General features: G+C 72.9%; 18 protein-coding genes and 1 pseudogene. 11 read left to right on the top strand and 8 right to left on the bottom strand.

The window, feature by feature from the left end; translation table 11 throughout:
* The first annotated feature begins 107 nt into the window (after nucleotides 1-107).
* Nucleotides 108-1,883: a pectate lyase-like domain-containing protein gene (locus ABT023_RS10600; protein WP_350883898.1), complete on the top strand. Its 1,776-nt coding sequence runs from the start codon at nucleotides 108-110 to the stop codon at nucleotides 1,881-1,883.
* Nucleotides 1,884-2,073: 190 nt separating this feature from the next.
* Here the strand turns inward: ABT023_RS10600 and ABT023_RS10595 are convergent, their stop codons facing one another.
* Both ABT023_RS10595 and ABT023_RS29085 read right to left on the bottom strand, forming a co-directional pair.
* On the bottom strand, nucleotides 2,074-2,670 hold the full coding sequence (locus tag ABT023_RS10595) for a ClpP family protease (protein ID WP_350883896.1): 597 nt from the start codon (nucleotides 2,668-2,670) through the stop codon (nucleotides 2,074-2,076).
* Nucleotides 2,671-2,836: 166 nt separating this feature from the next.
* Nucleotides 2,837-3,313 carry a helix-turn-helix domain-containing protein gene (locus tag ABT023_RS29085; protein ID WP_502890633.1) on the bottom strand — a complete coding sequence of 159 codons (477 nt, stop codon included), beginning with the start codon at nucleotides 3,311-3,313 and terminating at the stop codon, nucleotides 2,837-2,839.
* 183 nt (nucleotides 3,314-3,496) lie between these two features.
* Between ABT023_RS29085 and ABT023_RS10585 the strand changes: the two genes are divergently transcribed.
* Complete coding sequence (locus ABT023_RS10585) at nucleotides 3,497-4,513, top strand: potassium channel family protein (protein ID WP_350883894.1); 1,017 nt, start codon at nucleotides 3,497-3,499, stop codon at nucleotides 4,511-4,513.
* A 347-nt stretch (nucleotides 4,514-4,860) separates the two neighbouring features.
* Entirely contained in the window at nucleotides 4,861-6,633 is a 1,773-nt protein-coding gene (locus tag ABT023_RS10580) for a trypsin-like serine protease (protein WP_350883892.1), read from the top strand.
* 109 nt (nucleotides 6,634-6,742) lie between these two features.
* On the opposite strand, the gene ABT023_RS10575 is transcribed toward ABT023_RS10580, so the two are convergent.
* The 3 genes from ABT023_RS10575 to ABT023_RS10565 all read right to left on the bottom strand — a co-directional run bounded on the left by ABT023_RS10575 (nucleotide 6,743) and on the right by ABT023_RS10565 (nucleotide 11,409).
* Nucleotides 6,743-7,777 carry a 2-oxoacid:ferredoxin oxidoreductase subunit beta gene (locus tag ABT023_RS10575; protein ID WP_350883890.1) on the bottom strand — a complete coding sequence of 345 codons (1,035 nt, stop codon included), beginning with the start codon at nucleotides 7,775-7,777 and terminating at the stop codon, nucleotides 6,743-6,745.
* The gene (locus tag ABT023_RS10570) at nucleotides 7,770-9,614 is read right to left on the bottom strand and encodes a 2-oxoacid:acceptor oxidoreductase subunit alpha (protein WP_350883888.1); all 1,845 of its coding nucleotides are present in this window, start codon (nucleotides 9,612-9,614) and stop codon (nucleotides 7,770-7,772) included. The genes ABT023_RS10575 and ABT023_RS10570 overlap by 8 nt, the downstream gene beginning before the upstream one ends.
* A gap of 370 nt (nucleotides 9,615-9,984) precedes the next feature.
* Nucleotides 9,985-11,409 carry a hypothetical protein gene (locus ABT023_RS10565; RefSeq protein WP_350883886.1) on the bottom strand — a complete coding sequence of 475 codons (1,425 nt, stop codon included), beginning with the start codon at nucleotides 11,407-11,409 and terminating at the stop codon, nucleotides 9,985-9,987.
* A 129-nt stretch (nucleotides 11,410-11,538) separates the two neighbouring features.
* Here ABT023_RS10565 and ndhC point away from each other — a divergent pair, with 129 nt between their 5' ends.
* Entirely contained in the window at nucleotides 11,539-11,916 is a 378-nt protein-coding gene (ndhC, locus tag ABT023_RS10560; protein ID WP_350883885.1) for an NADH-quinone oxidoreductase subunit A, read from the top strand.
* 45 nt (nucleotides 11,917-11,961) lie between these two features.
* On the opposite strand, the gene folP is transcribed toward ndhC, so the two are convergent.
* Entirely contained in the window at nucleotides 11,962-12,831 is an 870-nt protein-coding gene (gene folP, locus ABT023_RS10555; protein WP_350883883.1) for a dihydropteroate synthase, read from the bottom strand.
* A 168-nt stretch (nucleotides 12,832-12,999) separates the two neighbouring features.
* Between folP and ABT023_RS10550 the strand changes: the two genes are divergently transcribed.
* The 5 genes and pseudogenes from ABT023_RS10550 (at nucleotide 13,000) to ABT023_RS10530 (ending at nucleotide 16,376) form a co-directional block, all read left to right on the top strand.
* On the top strand, nucleotides 13,000-13,665 hold the full coding sequence (locus ABT023_RS10550) for a DivIVA domain-containing protein (protein WP_350883881.1): 666 nt from the start codon (nucleotides 13,000-13,002) through the stop codon (nucleotides 13,663-13,665).
* Nucleotides 13,662-14,159 carry an SRPBCC family protein gene (locus ABT023_RS10545; protein ID WP_350883879.1) on the top strand — a complete coding sequence of 166 codons (498 nt, stop codon included), beginning with the start codon at nucleotides 13,662-13,664 and terminating at the stop codon, nucleotides 14,157-14,159. The genes ABT023_RS10550 and ABT023_RS10545 overlap by 4 nt, the downstream gene beginning before the upstream one ends.
* 117 nt (nucleotides 14,160-14,276) lie before the next feature.
* Nucleotides 14,277-14,875: pseudogene (locus ABT023_RS10540) on the top strand (DNA-3-methyladenine glycosylase I).
* Nucleotides 14,872-15,555: an RING finger protein gene (locus ABT023_RS10535; RefSeq protein WP_350883875.1), complete on the top strand. Its 684-nt coding sequence runs from the start codon at nucleotides 14,872-14,874 to the stop codon at nucleotides 15,553-15,555. Before ABT023_RS10540 ends, ABT023_RS10535 begins: the two are co-directional and overlap by 4 nt.
* Nucleotides 15,556-15,623: 68 nt before the next feature.
* Nucleotides 15,624-16,376, top strand: coding sequence for an SDR family NAD(P)-dependent oxidoreductase (locus ABT023_RS10530; RefSeq protein WP_350883873.1), 753 nt, complete (start codon nucleotides 15,624-15,626; stop codon nucleotides 16,374-16,376).
* Nucleotides 16,377-16,422: 46 nt separating this feature from the next.
* Here the strand turns inward: ABT023_RS10530 and ABT023_RS10525 are convergent, their stop codons facing one another.
* Nucleotides 16,423-17,214, bottom strand: coding sequence for an enoyl-CoA hydratase/isomerase family protein (locus ABT023_RS10525; RefSeq protein ID WP_350883871.1), 792 nt, complete (start codon nucleotides 17,212-17,214; stop codon nucleotides 16,423-16,425).
* Between the two features lie 3 nt (nucleotides 17,215-17,217).
* Complete coding sequence (locus tag ABT023_RS10520) at nucleotides 17,218-18,036, bottom strand: PaaX family transcriptional regulator (RefSeq protein ID WP_350883869.1); 819 nt, start codon at nucleotides 18,034-18,036, stop codon at nucleotides 17,218-17,220.
* 189 nt (nucleotides 18,037-18,225) lie between these two features.
* Between ABT023_RS10520 and ABT023_RS10515 the strand changes: the two genes are divergently transcribed.
* The gene (locus tag ABT023_RS10515; RefSeq protein WP_007455245.1) at nucleotides 18,226-18,393 is read left to right on the top strand and encodes a DUF3117 domain-containing protein; all 168 of its coding nucleotides are present in this window, start codon (nucleotides 18,226-18,228) and stop codon (nucleotides 18,391-18,393) included.
* Between the two features lie 142 nt (nucleotides 18,394-18,535).
* Complete coding sequence (locus tag ABT023_RS10510) at nucleotides 18,536-20,011, top strand: leucyl aminopeptidase family protein (protein ID WP_350883867.1); 1,476 nt, start codon at nucleotides 18,536-18,538, stop codon at nucleotides 20,009-20,011.
* Nucleotides 20,012-20,045: the final 34 nt, after the last annotated feature.

The following is a 20,045-nucleotide window of genomic DNA, read 5'->3' as shown; positions in this document are numbered from 1 at the left end:
GGTAGAAACATGGCGATCCCTCAATTCGCCAAGGGATGCCGGACGGCGAAGAGAGCGCTCTCACGGTCGCCCGCCCGGCTCGCCACCGCCACCCGACAGGCAGGCCGATGACACCTCGCACCCGCCGCCACCTCCTGGCCCTGGCCACCACCGCCGTCTCCCTCGCCACCGCCGGTCTCGCCCCGGCGTCCGCCCTGGCCCACCCCGGCCACCCCGACGACCGCGACCCGGACCTCGGCCCGTACGTGCACGTCTACGACCCGTCCACCCCGACCGCCAAGATCCAGTCCACCCTCGACGCGATCTTCACGAAGCAGGAACGCAACGAGATGGGCACCGACCGGCACGCGGTGCTGTTCAAGCCCGGCCGGTACGACGTCGACGCGAAGCTCGGCTACTACACCACCGTGGCCGGTCTCGGCCGCTCCCCGGAGGACGTCGACATCTACGGCGCGGTCCGGGTCGTCGGACAGCCCGACCCGAACTCGCCGGGTGGCATCTCCGCGCTGACCAACTTCTGGCGCTCGGCGGAGAACCTCTCCGTCATTCCCTCCGACTGGTCGAACCAGTGGGCGGTCTCCCAGGCGTCCCCGATGCGCCGCGTGCACGTGCGCGGCCCCCTCTGGCTCGAACCGGGCAACGGCGGGTACTCCAGCGGCGGCTACATCGCCGACTCGAAGGTCGACGGGACCACCATCAACGGCTCCCAGCAGCAGTGGCTGACCCGGAACAGCGAACTCGGCGGCCAATGGAGCAACGGGGTCTGGAACCAGGTCTTCTCCGGCGTGACCAGGGCACCCGCCCAGGCCTTCCCCAATCCCCCGTACACCACGCTCCCGACCAGCCCGGTCACCAGGGAGAAGCCGTACCTGTTCGTCGACGGCAACGACCGGTGGCGGGTGGCCGTACCGGGCCTGCGGCATGACACCGCCGGCATCACCTGGGCAGCCGGCGGCCGACCGACCCCCTCGCTGTCGCTGCGCGACTTCTTCGTCGCCCGGCCCACCGACAGCGCCCAGCGGATCAACCGGGAACTGGCGCGGGGGCGGCACCTGCTGCTCACCCCGGGCGTGTACCGGCTGGACCAGGCGCTGCGGGTCACCCGGCCGGGCACCGTCGTGCTCGGACTCGGCATGCCGAGCCTCGCCCCGACCACCGGCGACGCCGCGCTGCGGGTCGCCGACGTCGACGGGGTACGCGTCGCAGGGCTGCTGGTCGACGCCGGCCGGCGCGAGTCCGACGTGCTCGTCGAGATCGGCCGGCGCGACGGTCGCCGGGACCACGCCGCCAACCCGACCTCGCTGCAGGACGTCTTCTTCCGCATCGGCGGCCCCTGGGTCGGCCGGGCCCGGACCAGCCTCGCCGTGCACAGCGACGACACCCTGCTCGACAACATCTGGGCCTGGCGCGGCGACCACGGCAACGGCATCGGCTGGACGGCGAACACCGCCGACACCGGCGTGCTGGTCACCGGCGACGACGTGACGGCGTACGGGCTCTTCGTCGAGCACTACCAGCGGTACCAGACGGTGTGGACCGGCGAGCGCGGCCGGACCGTCTTCTACCAGAGCGAACTGCCCTACGACCCGCCGAGCCAGGCCGCCTGGGCCAGCCCGACCGGTCGCGGCTGGGCGTCGTACAAGGTCGCCGACTCCGTGCGCCGGCACGAGGCGTGGGGGCTCGGCGTGTACTCGTACTTCAACCAGGGGGTCGACATCCGGGCGGACCGGGCGATCGAGGTGCCCCGCCGGCCGGGCGTGCGGTTCCACGACATGATCACCGTCTTCCTCGACGGCAGCGGCGGCATCGAACGTACGGTCAACGACGCCGGCACCCCGGTCGTCGGCTCGTTCGGCACCAGCCCGGTGGTCAGCTACCCCTGACCGGACCGTCCGGGCGGACCTGGTGACCGGGTCCGCCCGGACGGCGGCTCCGGACACGCGCCGGACCCGGTCGAGGGGCGCGCGCCGGACCGTCGGTGACCACAGAGGGGGCCGCCCTCGGCCCGAAAGGGGCGCACGGCGGGCCGCCCCGTGCCGGCCCGCCGCCGGGGCCGTCACGCCGCCAGGGGCGTCACGTCGAGAGTTGGTCGACCCGGGTGAGCACCTGGTCGATCAGGCCGTACTCGCGGGCCTGCTCCGCGGTGAACCAACGGTCCCGGTCCCAGTCCTGCTGGATCTCGTCCAGGGTTCGCCCGCTGTGCTGGGCGATCAGCCCCTGCATGGTGCGCTTGACGTGCAGCATGTTCTCCGCCTGGATGGTGATGTCGGCGGCCGTGCCACCCATCCCGCCCGACGGCTGGTGCATCATGATCCGCGAGTGCGGCAGCGCGTACCGCTTCCCGGCCGTCCCCCCGCAGAGCAGGAACTGCCCCATCGAGCCGGCGAAGCCGAGCGCCAGGGTGGCCACGTCGTTGCGGATGTACCGCATCGTGTCGTACACGGCCATCCCGGCGCTGACCGAGCCGCCCGGTGAGTTGATGTAGAGGTGGATGTCCCGCTCGCTGTCCTCCGCGGCCAGCAGCAGGAGCTGCGCACAGATCTGGTTGGCCGACTCGTCCGTGACCTCGGTGCCGAGGAAGATGATCCGCTCCCGCAGCAACCGTTGGAACACCTGGTCGCCGAAGGCCGGCTGCCCGCCTTCCAGCATCCGTACGTCGTACCTGATCATGTCGACCTCCACCGCGCCGGTGGGCGACTTCCCCCGCCCCGGGGACCGGCCCGTCCAGCGTGCGCCCGCCCGGGGCGGAGACCCCAGCGCTTCTGCCGCCGGCAGATTCGCCGACAGCAGAACCGGGCGGGCCGTCGGCAGCCGGCGACGCGGTCGGGCGACGCCCCTAGACGGTCACCGGCCGCCGCAGGCCCGCCGCGTCCCGCCCGCACCGCACCAACCCGGCGGTACGCGGACCGCCGGCGAGCGGCGCCCCGGGCAGCGCCCGGTGCACGTCGGCCCCCCGTCGGGCGCCGGTCAGCCGGTCGCCAGGCCGTTCCAGCCTGGCCAGCCGGTCGCCGTACCGGGGCAGCGGCAGCGCGACGGCGTGCGCCGCCACGGCAGCCCGGGGACCCACCGGGGTGCGCGGCTCGACCCGGCGCAGGTCGTCCCGGGCCTCCTCCAACAGGTCGGACAGGCGGATGCCGAGGGCCCGGCAGATCGCCGCGAGCACCTCCGACGACGCCTCCTTGCGGCCCCGCTCGACCTCGGACAGGTAGGGCAGCGACACGCCGGCAGCCTGGGCCACCTCACGCAGGGTGCGGCCCTGTCTCGTCCTGATCCGGCGCAGCACCCCGCCGATGATCCGTCGCAGCAAAGACATGCGGCCTCACCCCCGGTCGTCTCTCCGCGGACAGCCCCATCATGCCCGGTGCGGGGCCGCCGGGCAGCCCCGGTCCGCGAGCCGGTACGGCCGGACGCGTCCCGGCGGCACCCCGGGGTGCGGATCCCCGCGTACCGGCTATGTTGAGCACGTGCAGGCGACGGAGGCGGAGCAGGTCCGACGGTGATCCATTTTCCCGCGCAGCGGCGGGGTCCGCTGAGCGCGTTGAGTCTGCGCCTCGCCGCGGCCCTGGGTCTGGTCCTCGCCGTGGTCGCCGCGGTCTATCTCGACCGGGACGGCTACCGCGACGTCAACGAGGACGGCCTCACCCTCCTCGACTGCTTCTACTACGCGGTGGTCTCCCTCTCCACCACCGGCTACGGCGACATCACCCCGGCCGCCCCGTCCGCGCGGCTGGTCAACGTCCTGTTCGTCACCCCGGCCCGGGTGATCTTCCTGATCATCCTGGTCGGCACCACCCTGGAAGTCCTGACCGAGCAGTACCGGACCGGCCGGCGCCTGTCGCGGTGGAGGAGAAGCGTGAAGGACCACGTCATCATCTGCGGCTACGGCACCAAGGGCCGCAGTGCCGTCTCGGCGCTGCTGGAGAACGGCCTGGACAGGTCCCGGATCGTGGTGGTCGAGCGCAGCCCGACCGCGCTGCGGCAGGCCACCTCGGCCGGGTTGGTCGCGATCGAGGGCTCGGCGACGCGTTCGTCGGTGCTGATCGAGGCGCACGTGAAGAATGCCAAGTCGGTGATCATCGCGACCGACAGCGACGACGCGTCGGTCCTGGTGGCGCTCACCGTCCGGCAGCTCACCGCCGGCCAGGTGCGGATCATCGCCGCGGTCCGGGAGGCCGAGAACGCGCCCCTGTTGAAGCAGAGCGGCGCCCACCACGTGATCGTCTCGTCCTCCACGGCGGGGCGGCTGCTCGGGCTGTCGACCTCCGCGCCGCCGCTGATCGACGTGGTGGAGGACCTGCTCACCCCGGGTCAGGGCATGGCGCTGGCCATGCGCTCGGCCGAGCGCAGCGAGGTGGGCCGTTCGCCGCGTGAGCTGGACTCCCTGGTCATCGCGCTGGTCCGGCGGGGCAAGGTGGTCACGCTCTCGGACAAGGCCGGCGCGGTCATCGAGACCGGCGACATGCTCGTGCACGTTCGCGACGACCGGCCCCAACAGACGAGCACGCCGGGCTGACCCCCGGCACCGGAGGCGGGTGGCGGCGCCGGATCCCTGCCTTCCGGGTCCGTGTCCTCCGGCCGATCGACGTGCTGTTACTGCGGTTTCGGCCAGTGGAGATTCATCCTGTCGGTTCTTTTGTGACGGCGCGAATCTTGCTACCGTTTGGCCGCTTGGAATTGCCAATGGGCATGGCGTCCGATTATCGCCGACGCCCCTCGATTGGCTCAGGCACGGGGGATCCAACGGAACGCGCGGGGTGCACAGGTCGTGCCCCCGGCCGCGTCGTCATCTCTCCGTCCGGTCGGCGCACCGCACGTCGGCAGTTTCGAGTGCCTCGTTAATCGAACGACGGGAAGAAATTAGTGGCTGAAGTGGCAAACACCGCAGGGATCCGGCGGCGGCGGGCGGCGGGCATCATCGCCGGCCTCGCCCTCGGCAGCGCGGCGGTCGTCGCGCCGGGAACGGTCGTCCAGGCGGCCACCTCGAACGACCGCGTGCTCAAGCCGGCGAGCGACATCCAGGGTGAGAGCCGGAAGACCTCGTCGAAGAACTTCCGGGCGGGCAAGTTCGCCCCGCCCAGCCCCGGCGTCAAGGGCGAACTGCTCCCGTCGAAGCGCATCGTCGGCGGCTCCGAGGTCAACGTCGCGAACCACCCGTACGTCGTGGGCATCCTGACCTACACGTACGACGGCATCTACTGGTGCACCGGCACCGTCATCGCCCCGAACAAGGTGCTGACGGCGGCGCACTGCTCCGTGGACGCGGCGGGAACGACCCTGGTTCTCGCCGGGAAGAACCAACTGCTCGACGTCAACGGCAACATCCCGCCCGGCGGGTACATCGGCGCGGTGGCGTCCACCTGGACCCACCAGGGCTACAACCTCGCCGCGCAGGAGAACGGCACCGCGACGGCGATCCTGGACGACGTCTCGGTCCTGACCCTCAAGCAGAACCTTCCGTCGGCGTACACGCCGATCGCGCTGAGCGGCCAGGGTGACCAGGCGCCGTACGCGGCGGGCACTGCGGCGGACATCCTCGGCTACGGCGTGGCCGACGGCGACAACGACGACACGAAGCTGCGCAAGGCGACCGTGACGATGAAGTCGAACGAGGCCTGCGCCGGCGTCGCGGGCCAGGCGTACGACGCCAACCGGATGATCTGCGCGGGGCCGAACAACGGCGCGGACACCTGCCACGGTGACTCCGGCGGGCCGCTCCTGGTGAACGGCAAGCAGGTCGGCATCACCGACTGGGGCTACGACCCGTGCGGCGACCACCCGGGCTACTACGAGCGGATCAGCTACTACGCCAACTCGATCAACGCGGACCTGACCCGTGCGCCGCTGGTGAACGCCGACTGGACCGGCGACGGCCACACCGACCTGATGGCCCGGGACACCGCCGGCAACCTGCGGCTGTACGTGGGGCGCGGGTTCTCCAACGACGGCAAGGGCGGCTTCTACTCCCAAGAGAGCATCGGCTCGGGCTGGGGCAGCTCCAAGCGGATCTTCCGGGTCTACAACTGGAACGGCGACCGGACCCCGTCGCTGATGGAGGTCGACTCCACCGGCGCGCTGTGGATCTACAACACCAACGGCCAGGGCAGCCCCAGCGGCGACCCCAAGAAGATCGGCACCGGCTGGGGCAACTTCACCGCCCTCATGGTGACGAACAACTGGCTGGGCAACGGCCTGCCGAGCCTCATGGTGCGCAAGTCCAACGGCGAGCTGTGGCGTTACACCAGCAACGGCGCGGGCGGCTGGACCAACCCGGCGGGCACCCGGATCGGCACCGGCTGGAACGGGTTCAACCTGTTCCTCACCCCGGGCGCCTGGAAGGGTGACGGCAAGGAGGTCCTGATCGGCCGCAGCTCGACCGGCATCCTGAAGATGTACCAGACCGACCAGGCGGGCGGCTGGACCAACCCGGCCGGCACGCAGATCGGCAGCGGCTGGGGCGGCTTCAAGAACATCATCACGCCGGGCGACTGGAACGGCGACAACATGATGGACATGATGGGCGTCAACAGCAGCAACCAGATGCGCCTCTACACCACCGACGGCCACGGCAACTGGATCGACGCCAGCGGCAAGGTCATCTCCACCGGTTGGGGCAGCTTCAACCTGGTCTTCTGATCGACCAGGGTTACCCGTACTGACGAAAGGGCCCGCAACCTGCGAAGGTTGCGGGCCCTTTTCGTGTCGCGGAGGGCGGCGGCGAATCCGTGCCGCCGTCAGCGGCGGGTCAGCGGATCGTCCAGGTGTCGCCGCTGGCGAGCAGGCCGGCGAGCTGCTGCTCCGGGGTCTCGGTCACGGTGGCCTTCGCCGCCGCGAGCTGCTCCTGCACCACACTGTCGTAGGACGGGCGGTCGACCGAGCGGAACACGCCGATCGGGGTGTTGCGCAGGTCGAGCCCGGGCAGCCGGGAGAGCGCGAACGCGTACGCCGGGTCGTTGACCGTCGCGTTGTGCACGACGATCTCCTCCGGGCCCACCGAGGCGGTCTCCCGCACCTCCAGGCCGAAGCCGCCCGGCGGGTGCACGACGCAGAACTGCCCGTCGGAGCCGAAGGTGATGGGCTGCCCGTGCTCCAGCCGGATCAGGAAGTCGTCCCGGGTGCCCGGCTCCTTGAGCTGCTCGAACGCGCCGTCGTTGAAGATGTTGCAGTTCTGGTAGATCTCCACGAACGCGGAGCCCTGGTGCTCCGCCGCGGCCCGCAGCACCGACTGGAGGTGCTTGCGGTCCGAGTCGATGGTGCGGCCGACGAAGCTGGCCTCCGCGCCCAGGGCGAGCGAGAGCGGGTTGAACGGCGCGTCGGCCGAGCCGGCCGGGGTCGACTTGGTGATCTTGCCAACCTCGGAGGTGGGCGAGTACTGCCCCTTGGTCAGGCCGTAGATCCGGTTGTTGAACAGCAGGATCTTCAGGTTGACGTTGCGGCGCAGCGCGTGGATCAAATGGTTGCCGCCGATCGACAGCGCGTCGCCGTCGCCGGTGACCACCCACACCGACAGGTCCGGGCGGGACACCGACAGGCCGGTGGCGATCGCCGGGGCGCGGCCGTGGATCGAGTGCATTCCGTAGGTGTTCATGTAGTACGGGAAGCGCGACGAGCAGCCGATGCCGGACACGAAGACGGTCCGCTCCCGGGGAATGTTCAGCTCCGGCATGAACTGCTGCACGGCGGCGAGGATCGCGTAGTCACCGCAGCCGGGGCACCAGCGCACCTCCTGGTCGGACTTGAAGTCCTTCGCGGTGAGCTTGAGGGCGACGGGCTCAGACATTCTTCAGGACCTCTTCCAGCATCGTCTCCAGCTCGACGGCGGTGAATGGCAGGCCGCGGACCTGGTTGTAGCCGATGGCGTCGACCAGGTACTTGCCCCGGATCACCTGGGCGAGCTGGCCGAGGTTCATCTCGGGAATGACCACCCGGTCGTAGGAGCGCAGCACCTCGCCGAGGTTGGCCGGCATCGGGGACAGGTGTCGCAGGTGCGCCTGGGCGACGGACAGCCCGCGCTGGCGCAGCCCCCGGCAGGCGGCGCCGATCGGCCCGTACGTCGAGCCCCAGCCGAGCACCAGCACCCGGGCGTCGCCGTCCGGGTCCTCCACCTCGACGTCCGGCACCGGGATCGTCTCGATCCGGGCCGCCCGGGTGCGCACCATGAAGTCGTGGTTCGCCGGGTCGTACGAGATGTCGCCGGTCTTGTCGGCCTTCTCCAGGCCGCCGATCCGGTGTTCCAGCCCCGGCGTGCCGGGGACGGCCCACGGCCGGGCCAGGGTCTCCGGGTCCCGCAGGTACGGCAGGAAGGCGCCGTTCTCGCCGTTGGGCTCGGTGGCGAACTCGACCCGCAGGTCGGGCAGGGACTCCACGTCGGGCAGCAGCCACGGCTCGGAGCCGTTGGCGACGTAGTTGTCCGACAGCAGGATCACCGGGGTGCGGTAGGTCAGCGCGATCCGGGCCGCCTCGATGGCCGCGTGGAAGCAGTCCGACGGCGACTTCGGGGCGATCACCGCGACGGGGGCCTCGCCGTGCCGGCCGTACAGGGCGATGTTGAGGTCGGCCTGCTCGGTCTTGGTCGGCAGGCCCGTCGACGGGCCTGCCCGCTGCACGTCCACGATGACGAGCGGCAGCTCCAGCGCCACCGCGAGCGAGATCGTCTCGCTCTTGAGCGCCACGCCGGGGCCGCTGGTGGTGGTGACGCCGAGCGACCCGCCGTACGACGCGCCGAGCGCCGCGCCGACGGCGGCGATCTCGTCCTCGGCCTGCATGGTGACCACGCCGAGCCGCTTGTGCTTGCTCAGCTCGTGCAGGATGTCCGACGCCGGGGTGATCGGGTACGCCCCGAGGAACACCGGCAGGCCGGAGCGCACGCCCGCGGCCACCAGGCCCAGCGACAGCGCCGCGTTGCCGGTGATGTTCCGGTACGTGCCGGGCAGCATCTTCGCCGGCTTCACCTCGTACCGCACCGAGAACGAGTCGGTCGTCTCGCCGAAGTTCCAGCCGGCCTTGAAGGCCGCGATGTTCGCCGCGACCAGCTCGGGACGCTTGGCGAACTTGCGCTCCAGGAAGCGCAGGGTCGACTCGTACGGCCGGGAGTACATCCAGGACAGCAGGCCGAGAGCGAACATGTTCTTGGCCCGCTCGGCGTCCTTCTTGGACACCTCGTTCTCGGCGAGCGCCCGGACCGTCATCGAGGTGAGAGCGACCGGGTGCACCACGTAGCCGGCGAGGGAGTCGTCGTCCAGCGGGCTGGACTGGTATCCCACCTTGGCCAGGTTGCGCTTGGTGAACTCGTCGGTGTTGACGATGATGTCGGCGCCGCGCGGCAGGTCGGCCAGGTTGGCCTTGAGCGCGGCCGGGTTCATCGCCACCAGCACGTTCGGCGCGTCACCGGGGGTGAGGATGTCGTAGTCGGCGAAGTGCACCTGGAAGCTCGACACGCCCGGCAGGGTGCCTGCGGGGGCGCGGATCTCGGCCGGGAAGTTGGGCAACGTGGAGATGTCGTTGCCCAGCTGCGCCGTCTCCGAGGTGAACCGGTCGCCGGTCAGTTGCATGCCGTCGCCGGAGTCCCCGGCGAACCGGATGACCACCCGGTCGAGTTGACGGATCTGCTTGGTCACGCCTGAACCTCGCTTCGCTCGGCGCGGTGGCGCGGGCGACTGAACATGATGGTGACCTTGCCTTTCCCGGCCACGCGACCTCCTTGACGCACCGCTGCCCCGCACCGCCGTGGCTGGTCCGGTCCGCTGTAGTTCCTCACCCGAGAGCCTACGTCGAGTGGGGGGTCGAACTCGCCTTGTGGTCCGCCGACTGGGATCGAATTCGGGGCGATTATGCCCTGTCTGATGCTGTTTTGGCACGCCCGCCGTAATCAGGATCACCGGTCCGCCTCGGCTTTCGGTGGAGGACCGTGGGCGGGCCCGGCCCGCCGAACGACCGGCGCCGGGCGGTGGGTGGCGGGCGGTCGGTGGCGGGCCGGGCAGCCCCGGGTCAGTCCGACTGGGCCGGCACGGGATCGGCCGGCCCGGCGAGCCGGCGGCGCAGCGAGGTGGTGGCCAGCACGAGCGCCAGCACGACCAGCAGCACGGAGACCACGATCAGGATGACCGCGCTGCGTTGCACCGAGGTGAGACCGCCGGCCGGGTCCGGGCCCCCGCCGGCCGCGGCCAGCACGCCCTGGGAGCCGACCGGGGCGGGGGTGGCGATCGGGGTGGACATCGCGGCCGCCGCGGTGATCCGGAAGCTCATCTGGAGCTGCCGGGCCTGCCCGCTGCGCGGGTCGACCCGGCCGATCACGGCACCGGCCAGCGGCGCCTCCCGCTGGGCCTCGGCGGTCGCGCTCACCGGGAGCCGGACGGTGACGGTGCCGCCGGCCGGCACCGTGCCGACGTCGCAGCGGGTACGGGCGGGGCTCAGCGCGACGCAGCCAGGGGGCGGGGTCGGCACGGTCACCCCGGCGGGCAGGACCACCTCGACCCGACCGGCGGCATCGGCCTTGCCCGTGTTGCCGAGCCGGACGTTCAGCTCGCTGGCGGCCCCGCTGATGTCGAAGGCCACCCCGTCGGCGTCCAGGGAGATGCCCGGTACGGGCGGCCCCGGCGGGAAGAGCACCGCGAAGCCCTCGTTGTCCTCGACCGAGCCGGCCACGCCGGGGGCGCTCGCGCTCACCCGGACCGCGCCGCTGAGCGGCATCTGCCGCCAAGCGGCGCCGTCGACGCGCACCTTGACCAGGGCGCTGAACCGGTCGCCGGGCGCGGCCTGCCACCCGCCGCAGTGGTGCACGCCGCCGCCGGCCTCGGCGCACCCGGGGGTGCCGGCGTCGGTCAGGCCCGCCGGGAGGGTGTACGAGAGCCGGATCAGCTCTGCCACCTCGCCGGTGTTGGTCACGGTGACCCGCAGGGTGGTCGTCGTGTTCTCCGCGTTCCAGTACGCCTCGGTCAGCGTGACGTCCTCGGTGCTGACCCGCACGCCCAGCCGGCTCGGCGCCGGTGCGCCCGCGCCGGGGGCCGACGGGCGGGGCGGCGGGGCGGAGGTCGCCGGCGGCGGGAGCGACGGAGCGGTGGTGGCCGGAGCGGTGGTGGCCGGCGGGTCGACGGGCCCGGCCGGCGTGGTGGCCGCAGGCTCGTCGGGCGTGGGCGGCGGGGCGGCGGTCTCCGATGGCGGCGGCACGGTCGGTGGGGCCTCGGTGGGCGCCGGGTCGGTCGCGGTGGGCTCGACCGGAGGCGTCTCGCCGCCGGGCTCGCCAACCGGGTCCCCGGGCGGGTCGGCCTGCGCGACCGCCGAGCGGGCCACGGAGGGGGCGGCGGCGGCCCAGCCGGGCAGCGCCGCGACACCGAACGTGATGGACGCCGCAAGCAGTACGGCGACACGTCGATCGGCTACCCGCCGAACGGGGCGTACGTCCACGCGGGCCATCTCTCTTCCGGGACCATCAGGGCGAATTCATTATTCGGTAATACTTGCCGCAGGACACCAGTCCCGCCGGGAAACAGTTCCGTAACGTGTCCGGTACGCGGCCGGGCGGGGCCGGTAGGCTGACTCACCGTGACCGGCTACCTGGGCTCGTACGCGACACTCGGGCTGTTGCTGCTCGCCGGCGTCCTCTTCTTCGTCGCGGCGTTCTCCGCGAACCGGGTGTTACGCCCCGCCCGCCCCGCGGATCCCCCCGGCAAGCGGGCGAGCTACGAGTGCGGCCTCGACCCGGTGGGCGGCGACTGGGCGCAGATGCAGATCCGCTACTACGTCTACGCGTACCTGTACGTGCTGTTCGCGGTCGAGGCGGTCTTTCTCTTCCCCTGGGCGGTGGTCTTCGACCGCCCCGGCTTCGGCCTGGTCACCGTCGCCGAGATGGGCATCTTCGTGGCGGTGCTGGCGCTGGGCATCCTCTACGCCTGGCGTCGGAACATCCTCCGCTGGACCTGACCCGCCGGCCGCGCGTCGACCCGTGCGCCCGGCACCGGCGGACGCTCAGGCCAGGCCGCGTCGGGTGGCGACCGGCGGGCGGTCGCCCCGGATCGACGCCACCATGTCCAGGACCCGGCGGGTGGGCAGCACCTGGTGGGCGCGGAACACCCGGGCGCCCAGCCAGGCCGACACCGCGGTCGCCGCGAGGGTGCCCTCCAGCCGCTCGGCAACCGGCAGGTCGAGCGTCTCGCCGATGAAGTCCTTGTTGGACAGGGCCACCAGCAGCGGCCAGCCCGTGCCGGACAGCTCGGCGAGCCTGCGGGTGATCTCCAACGAGTGCCGGGTGTTCTTGCCGAAGTCGTGCGCCGGGTCGATGAGGACGCCGTCGGGGCGTACCCCCAGGGCGACCGCGCGCTCGGCGAGGCCGGTCACCGTCGCGACCACGTCGGCCACCACGTCGTCGAATGCGGCCCGGTGCGGGCGGGTGCGCGGCGCGAGCCCGCCGGCGTGCGAGCAGACCAGTCCGGCGCCGGTCTCGGCGGCGACCCGGGCGAGCGCCGGGTCCGCGCCGGACCAGGTGTCGTTGAGCAGGTCGGCGCCGGCCGCGACCGCCTCCACCGCCACCTCGGCCCGCCAGGTGTCGATGGAGATCACCACGTCCGGGAAGGCGGCCCGGACCGCGGCGATGGTGTCCACCGTGCGCCGAATCTCCTCGATCACGTCCACCTCGTCGCCGGGGCCGGCCTTCACCCCGCCGATGTCGATGATCTCCGCCCCGTCGGTGACCGCCCGCTCCACGGCGCGCAGCGCGCTGTCCTGGGCGAAGGTGGCGCCCCGGTCGAAGAACGAGTCCGGGGTGCGGTTGACGATGGCCATCACCGCCAGCTCGCCCGGCGCGAACGTGCGACTTCCGAGCCGAAACGCCCCGGTCATGCTCGCCTCCCGATCTCGCCATGGCCGTGCGACCCGGCCCGCCCTGCGACGCTAGCCGGTCGGCCGGCGTCCGGTCCGCCCGGTACGACCGCACAGATCCGCACCGATCTGTGGGAGGACCGCCCGGCGGGGTCGCTCCCGGCCCGTCCGCGTGCCACGATCTCCTACATGGGTCAGGTGCTGCTCCTGTTGGTCGTCGCGCTCACCGCCGCGGCGGTGCTCTTCGGGGTGACGGTGCTGGTCACCGGCCGAGATACCGGCCTGGAGCCGGTCGAGCCGGACGGGCGGGCGGTCCCGCTGCCCGCCAGCCGGCCGCTGCGCGAGTCCGACGTGGGCGACGTCCGTTTCGACACGGCGGTGCGGGGGTACCGGATGGCCCAGGTCGATCAGGCGCTGCGCCGGACGGCCTACGACATCGGGTACAAGTCCGAGCTGATCGGCGTGCTGGAGGCGGAGGTCACCGCGTTGCGCGAGGGACGGGCCGCGGACGCCGACGAGCTGCGCCGCACCCGTGAGCAGGCCGCGGCCGCCGCCGAGGCGGCCGACACCACCCCCGTCGGCGACCTCAAGGCGGCGTCGGTCGACGCCGACGGGCCGACGACGGCGGGTGCTGAGGCCGACGGCCCGGCAACGGTGTCCGCCGATGCGGATGAGTCGACCGCGGTGTCCGCCGACGTCGACGCGCCGACCGCGGTGGGCCCCGCCGACGAGCCGGCAACGGTGCCCGCGCGGGCCGCCGACGCCGACGCCCCGGAGGCGGCCCCTTCCGGTGCCGACGAGCCGGCGGACCCGGCCGGTGGGCGGGGGCCGGCGGTCCGGCCGGAGCCGGCGTGACCGGCGGGGCGGACGGCGAAGGCCTGCGCGAGGCGGCCCAGCCCGGCGCGGGCGAGGTCACCGCGACGGTCATCGTCAACGCCCCGGCCGAGCGGGTGTTCGCCGCCCTCGTCGCGTGGGAGCGGCAGTCGGACTGGATCCCGTTCACCACGGTCAAGGTGGTCGAGGGCGACGGTGGCGAGGGCAGCCTCGTGGAGGCGGTCACCGCGCTGGGCCCGGCGGTCCTGCGGGACGAGATGCGGGTGGTGCGGGTCGACGCGCCCTACGAGGTCGGCGTGGTGCACTGCGGTCGGCTGCTACGCGGCCCCGGGGTGCTGCGCTGCACCCAGATCGAGGGCGGCCGGACCCAGGTGGTCTGGCACGAGTGGTTCCACCTCCCCGCCGGCACCGCCGGCCGGGTGGCCTGGCCGGTGCTCTGGCCCGGCTCCAAGGTCAGCCTCACCCAGGCGCTGAAGAAGTTCGGCCGGCTGGTCGAGCAGGGCCGCCTGCCCTGACCGCCGGCCCCCGGGGCGCCCGCCGGGTCGGTGACAACGCGGGTTCCCGGTGCCCCGACACCCCCGTTGCGGCGGCACGGCGGCGGGCCGTCGGCGTCCCGGTCTAGCGTGTACGCCGTGACTGACCTGGTGATCGGCGCGGACGGCCTGCCCCGTTGCGCGTGGGGGGCGAGCACCCCGGACTACGCCGCCTACCACGACGGGGAGTGGGGTCGGCCGCTGCGCGGCGACGACGCGCTCTACGAGCGGATGACCCTGGAGGCGTTCCAGTCGGGGCTGTCCTGGCTCACCATCCTGCGCAAGCGCCCCGCCTTCCGGCTGGCCTTCGACGAGTTCAGCATCGAGGCGGTGGCGGGCTACGGAGAGGCGGACGTGACCCGGCTGCTGGCCGACGCCGGCATCGTCCGGAACCGGGCCAAGATCGAGGCGGCGATCGCCAACGCCCGGGCCGCCCTGGACCTGCCCGACGGGCTCTCCGCCCTGCTCTGGTCGTTCGCGCCGCCGCCCCGGGCCGCCCGGCCGGAGACGTTCACCCAGGTGCCGGCGCTGACCCCGGAGTCCACCGCGATGGCCAAGGCGCTCAAGAAGCGCGGGTTCCGGTTCGTCGGCCCCACCACGTCCTACGCGTTGATGCAGGCCACCGGGATGGTGGACGACCACCTGACCGGCTGCCACGTCAGCGCGGCAGAGCCGGCGTGATGGGATGGTTTGCATGACCGACACCGATCGCCGCGTGAGCGGCACGATCCACGTCCGGGGCGAGGGCGGGCCGGGTGACGGCGCCTGGGCCGTGCTCCTCCCACCGGGCCGGTACGACGCCGAGCGGCTCGTTCATCACGACACGCTGGAGCTGACCGGGCTCGATGCCGCCGGTGCGGCCTACCCGCCGGGTACGGCCCCCGCCGGGCCGACCGCGCCCGCCGGCCCCCGCCCCGGCGATCCGGTGGCGGTGCTGACCGAGGGGCCGCTGCGGCTGGTCGCGCTGGGTCGGGTCGCCCGACCCACCGTCGAGCGCCGGGAGGACCCGGACGACCCCCAGTCCGATCCCGCCGCCGGCTCGCTCGTGGTCGCGTACACCCGAAGGGCCTTCGACGAGCCGGTGGCGGCCGAGGGGCTGACCCTCGACGGGCCGGTCACCGCGCTGCCCGCCGGCGCCTACCGGGAGCTGGCCGAGAGACTCGGGCCACCGCCGGCGCGCCGTCCGTGGCTGGTCAGCCTTGATCTTCCGATCGAGGCGGAGACCCCGGCCGAGGCGGTCCGGTTGTTCTGGTCGTACGTGCGCGACCTGGGCCCGCAGGAACTGCCCACGTTCGTCTCGCCGTCCGGGGACGAGCTGGCCATGCAGGCGTTCGTGCTCGGCGCTGAGGCCAACCAGGACCCGGAGGAGGACGACTAGGCAAGGGCTCGCCGGGTAACGAGGGCTCGTGGCGGGCCGGCGTCGACGCCCGGCCCAGGGGAGGTGCGATGCGGTTCCAGGACAAGGTCGCGTTCATCACCGGTGGCGCCTCCGGGCTGGGTGAGGCTGCCGCCCGACGGTTCGCCGCCGAGGGGGCCAGGGTGGTGATCGCCGACATCAACGCCGCCGGCGGGCAGAGGGTGGCCGGCGAGCTGCCGGACGCGCTCGCGGTCACCGTCGACACCGGTGAGGCGGCGTCGGTCGAGCAGGGCTTCGTGGACGCCGTGCAGCGGTACGGCCGGATCGACGTGATCTTCAACAACGCCGGCATCGACGGCAGTCAGCAGCCGCTGCACGAGATGGACGTGGAGAACTGGGAGCGGGTCAGCCGGATCAACGGCGACGGCGTCTTCCACGTCCTGAAGTACGGCATCGAGGCGATGCTGCACGGCGACGGGGGCGCGATCGTCAACACCTCCTCGACCACGGGGTTGGCCGCCCAGGAGAACATCTCCCCGTACACGTTCACCAAGGCCGGCATCATCGGGCTGACCCGCTCGGCCGCCGTCGAGTACGCGACCCGCGGCATCCGGGTCAACGCGGTCGCCCCGTCGGTGGTGATGACCCCGCTGGCGGAGCACTTCATCGCCGGCGCGCCGGACCCGGCGCAGATGCGCCGGCAGATGGAGTCGTTCAACCCGAAGCCGGGCATCCCCACCCCGGACGACGTGGCCGGGGTGGTGCTCTTCCTCGCCTCCGACGACGCGGCGTGGATCACCGGCCACACCGTCCCGATCGACGGCGGCTACGTGGCCCGCTGACCGCCGGCCCCACCGGGCCCGCCCACCCGGCTGGAGCGGATCGCGTTCAGCGTCCCTCGAAGACCGGTTTCTGCTTGTTCACGAAGGCCGTGGTGGCGGCCCGGTGGTCGGCGGTGGCGCCGCAGATCGACTGGGCCTGCGCCTCGGCAGCCAGGGCGTCGGCGAGGGTGCCGGCGTCGGCGACGGAGAGCTGGCGCTTGATCGCCCCGTACGCGACGGTCGGGCCGGCGGCGAGCCGGGCGGCCAGTTCCTGCGCGGCGGGCAGCACCTGCTCGTCGTCGTCGACCAGCCGGTTCAGCAGACCCAGCCGGTGCGCCTCCTCGGCGGACACCGGCTCGGCGAGCATCAGCAGCTCGACGGCCTTGGCGTGGCCGACGAGCCGGGGCAGCGTCCAGGACGCGCCGGTGTCGGCGGCGAGCCCTATCCCGGCGAAGGCCATCAGGAAGCGGGTCTTCGGCCCGCCGACGCGGAAGTCGGCCAGGAGGGTCAGCGACGCGCCGGCCCCGGCGGCCATTCCCCGGACCGCGGCGACCACCGGCTTGGGCAGGCTGGCCAGCCGGGCCGCGATCGGGTTGTAGTGAGCCTGGACGGTGGCCAGCGGGTCCGCCCCGGCCGATTCGAGGGCCTGCACGTGCTCGCGCAGGTCCTGGCCCGCGCTGAACGACCCGCCCGCCCCGGCCAGCACCACGGCCCGGCAGCTGCGGTCGGACCCCAGCCCGGCCAGGGCGTCCCGGAGCGCCTCCTTGAGCGCCACGTCGAGCGCGTTCATCGCCGTGGGGCGGTTCAGCGTCAGGGTGACGACGGAGTCGGTGCGGTCAACGAGCAGCGGCTCGGTCACGTTCTAACGACCCTTCTGTCGGGGGGTGCGGTTCGTGGCGTCGAGGCACTGCTCGACGTACCGGTCGGCGGCCGGCCGCAGCCGGGCGGCGTGCCGGTCGAAGAAACTGGCCGCGGCGGTGCCGGGCCAGCGCTCGGGCAGCAGCGCCGGGGGGAGCTGCGGGTCCCGGAAGAGGAAGGTACGCCACGCGTGCACGAGCCGGAACCGTGCCGCGTACGCCTCCTCGTCGTCGCTGCGCGCGGTCACCTTGGCCAGCAGCGGGCGCTGCTCGGCGACGAACTGCTCGTAGGCCCGCCCGATCTCGCTGAGGTCCCACGCCCGGCGGACCACCTCGACCGCACCCGGGGTGCCGGCGGCGTGGGACGCGGTGAACCGCTCGTACCGCACACCCGCGTCGTCGAGCAACATGTCGACGTCCTCCGCCGCTCGGGTGGCCACCCACGTCTGCTCGTCGAGGGTGCCGTAGCCGAGGAAGCTCAGGTTCGCGGCGAGCCGCTGCCGTTCCCGGCGGGAGGTGGGGGTCGACAGGACGAGCAGGTCGAACCGTCCGTCCCAGCTGACCCGGCCGGTCCGGTAGATCCGGGCGGCCGCCTCGTCGAGTCGTCGGGCGGCTTTCGGTGTGATCGAATATCCCGGCCCGGAGACCAGGCGGAGCGGGTCGAGCCAGCCCTGGCGGACCATCCGGCTCACCGCCGTCCGCACCGCCGGAGGCGCGATCCTGAGCGGCGCGAGCAGCTTGACCAGGGCGGCGACCGGCGCGCGGCCACCCCTGGGTCGGAGGTGGTCGCCGTACAGGTCGAAGAGTGCCGACCGTGCCTGCATGACCGCACATTGTGACAGGCCTTCTCAGGATATGCTAGATGCTGTTACATCAATGCTGCTTCGGTTTGGGTCCGGCGGTGTTCATCAGGGAAAATCGTCATCGGTGCCGCCGTGCAAGTTGCGGCGGGCGATGGCGAAGAGGCTGTGGGGCAACCCACCGACCCTGGCGTAGGTCTGAGGGGAGACAACATGGCGGCGATGAAGCCGCGGACGGGCGACGGTCCGCTGGAAGTCACCAAGGAGGGCCGGGGCATTGTCATGCGGGTCCCGCTGGAGGGTGGTGGCCGGCTCGTCGTCGAGATGACTCCCGACGAGGCCAACGCGCTCGGTGACGCACTGAAGGCAGCCGCCGGCTGACCGAGGAGCGGTCCGGCCGACGGTCGTCGAGCGGACGGTTCGTACAACCCTGAGCCACCGGCCCCGCCGGTGGCTCAGGGCCTTCATCTTTGGGTACGGGCGCCGGGCCCGTTCTCCCGGTCGTTCTGGAGGTCGTTGCAGCGTGCTGGCCATCCGTCTGGTGAGCGGGCCCGAGCGGCCCGACTCCCTGGCCCTGCCCATCCGACCCGCGGCGGCTGCCGAGGGCGGGGACGCCCCGGCCACGCTGCCGGCCGGTCTGCCCGTGCCCGACGACGACGTGCTGGCCGAGGCGGCCGCCCTCGCACCCGCGGCCCGGGCCACCGGCCGGGCCGGCGAGGTGCACGTGCACCTGCGCCCCGGGCGCACCCCGGGCCGGCTGCTGCTGGCCGGGATCGGGGCCGGTGACGAGGCCGGATGGCGTGCGGCGGGCGCCGCGTTGGCCCGGACTGCGGGAGGTGAGACACATCTCACGATCGGGCTGCCGGGCGACGCCCCGGCCGAGGCGGTGCGCGGCCTGGTCGAGGGGCTCCTGCTGGCGTCCTACCGGTTCCGGCTGACCGAGGCCGGCGAGCGCCCCGCCCTGGCCGGCGTCGACGTGCTGGTGACCGACCCGTCCCGGTACGCCGACGTGGTGACCACGGCCGAGGTCACCGCGCGAATGACCCACCTGGCCCGGGACCTGACCAACACCCCGTCCTCGGTGAAGAACCCGCAGTGGTTCGCCGAGCAGGTCGAGGCGGCGGTGGCCGACCAGCCCGACCTGCACGTGCGCGTGCGGCAGCCGGACGAACTGGCCGCCGAGGGCTTCGGCGGGATCCTCGCCGTCGGGGGCGGCTCGGCCAGCGGGCCCCGCCTCGTCGAGCTGGACTGGCGGCCGGCCGGGGCGCGTACCCATGTGGTGCTGGTCGGCAAGGGGATCACCTTCGACACCGGCGGCATCTCGATCAAGCCGGTGGCGGCGATGAAGCTGATGCGAAAGGACATGGCCGGGGCCGCCGCGGTGGTCGCCGCCACCCTGGGCGCGGCGGCGCTGGGGCTGCCGGTCCGGGTCACCACCCTGGTGCCGCTGGCGGAGAACGCGGTCAGCGGGTCGGCGTTCCGCCCCGGCGACGTCGTCACGCACTACGGCGGCGTCACCAGCGAGACCACCAACTCCGACGCCGAGGGCCGGCTGGTGCTCGCCGACGCGCTGGCGTACGCCGTCGCCGAGCTCAAGCCCGACCTGCTGCTCGACCTGGCCACCCTGACCGGTGCGAACGCGGTGGCGCTCGGCAAGCGCACCGGCGCCCTCTACTCCGACAACGACGAACTGGCCGCCGACCTGCTGGCGGCGATCGACGCGGCCGGCGAGGCAGCCTGGCGGATGCCGCTGCCGGCCGACTACGTCGAGCACCTCGGCAGCGAGGTGGCCGACCTGTACAGCGCCCCCAACCAGGGCGCCGGCTCGGTGCTGGCCGCGCTCTATCTGCGCGAGTTCACCGGCGATCTGCGGGGGCGCTGGCTGCACATCGACATGTCCGCGCCGTCCTGGGCCGACGGCGACGCCGTCGAGCTGACCCGGGGGGCCACCGGCTGGGGCGTCCGGGGCCTGCTGCGCTGGCTCGGCACCCTTGACTGACCGGTCCGGCGTCGCACCCGCCGGCCCGGCGTTC

Origin of the sequence: Micromonospora sp. NPDC002296, from assembly GCF_040296145.1 — a bacterium.
Lineage (GTDB): Bacteria > Actinomycetota > Actinomycetes > Mycobacteriales > Micromonosporaceae > Micromonospora.
Note: the sequence above shows the minus strand (reverse complement) of the source record. Positions and strands in the feature narration are given on the sequence as shown.

Coding starts and splice junctions, on each gene's coding strand:
- ABT023_RS10565 (WP_350883886.1), bottom strand. CDS start 11,409: ATGGCCCGCGTGGACGTACGCCCCGTTCGGCGGGTAGCCGATCGACGT.
- ABT023_RS10600 (WP_350883898.1), top strand. CDS start 108: ATGACACCTCGCACCCGCCGCCACCTCCTGGCCCTGGCCACCACCGCC.
- ABT023_RS10595 (WP_350883896.1), bottom strand. CDS start 2,670: ATGATCAGGTACGACGTACGGATGCTGGAAGGCGGGCAGCCGGCCTTC.
- ABT023_RS10520 (WP_350883869.1), bottom strand. CDS start 18,036: ATGCAGGCACGGTCGGCACTCTTCGACCTGTACGGCGACCACCTCCGA.
- ABT023_RS10550 (WP_350883881.1), top strand. CDS start 13,000: ATGGGTCAGGTGCTGCTCCTGTTGGTCGTCGCGCTCACCGCCGCGGCG.
- ABT023_RS10575 (WP_350883890.1), bottom strand. CDS start 7,777: ATGTCTGAGCCCGTCGCCCTCAAGCTCACCGCGAAGGACTTCAAGTCC.
- ABT023_RS10515 (WP_007455245.1), top strand. CDS start 18,226: ATGGCGGCGATGAAGCCGCGGACGGGCGACGGTCCGCTGGAAGTCACC.
- ABT023_RS10530 (WP_350883873.1), top strand. CDS start 15,624: ATGCGGTTCCAGGACAAGGTCGCGTTCATCACCGGTGGCGCCTCCGGG.
- folP (WP_350883883.1), bottom strand. CDS start 12,831: ATGACCGGGGCGTTTCGGCTCGGAAGTCGCACGTTCGCGCCGGGCGAG.
- ABT023_RS10535 (WP_350883875.1), top strand. CDS start 14,872: ATGACCGACACCGATCGCCGCGTGAGCGGCACGATCCACGTCCGGGGC.
- ABT023_RS29085 (WP_502890633.1), bottom strand. CDS start 3,313: ATGTCTTTGCTGCGACGGATCATCGGCGGGGTGCTGCGCCGGATCAGG.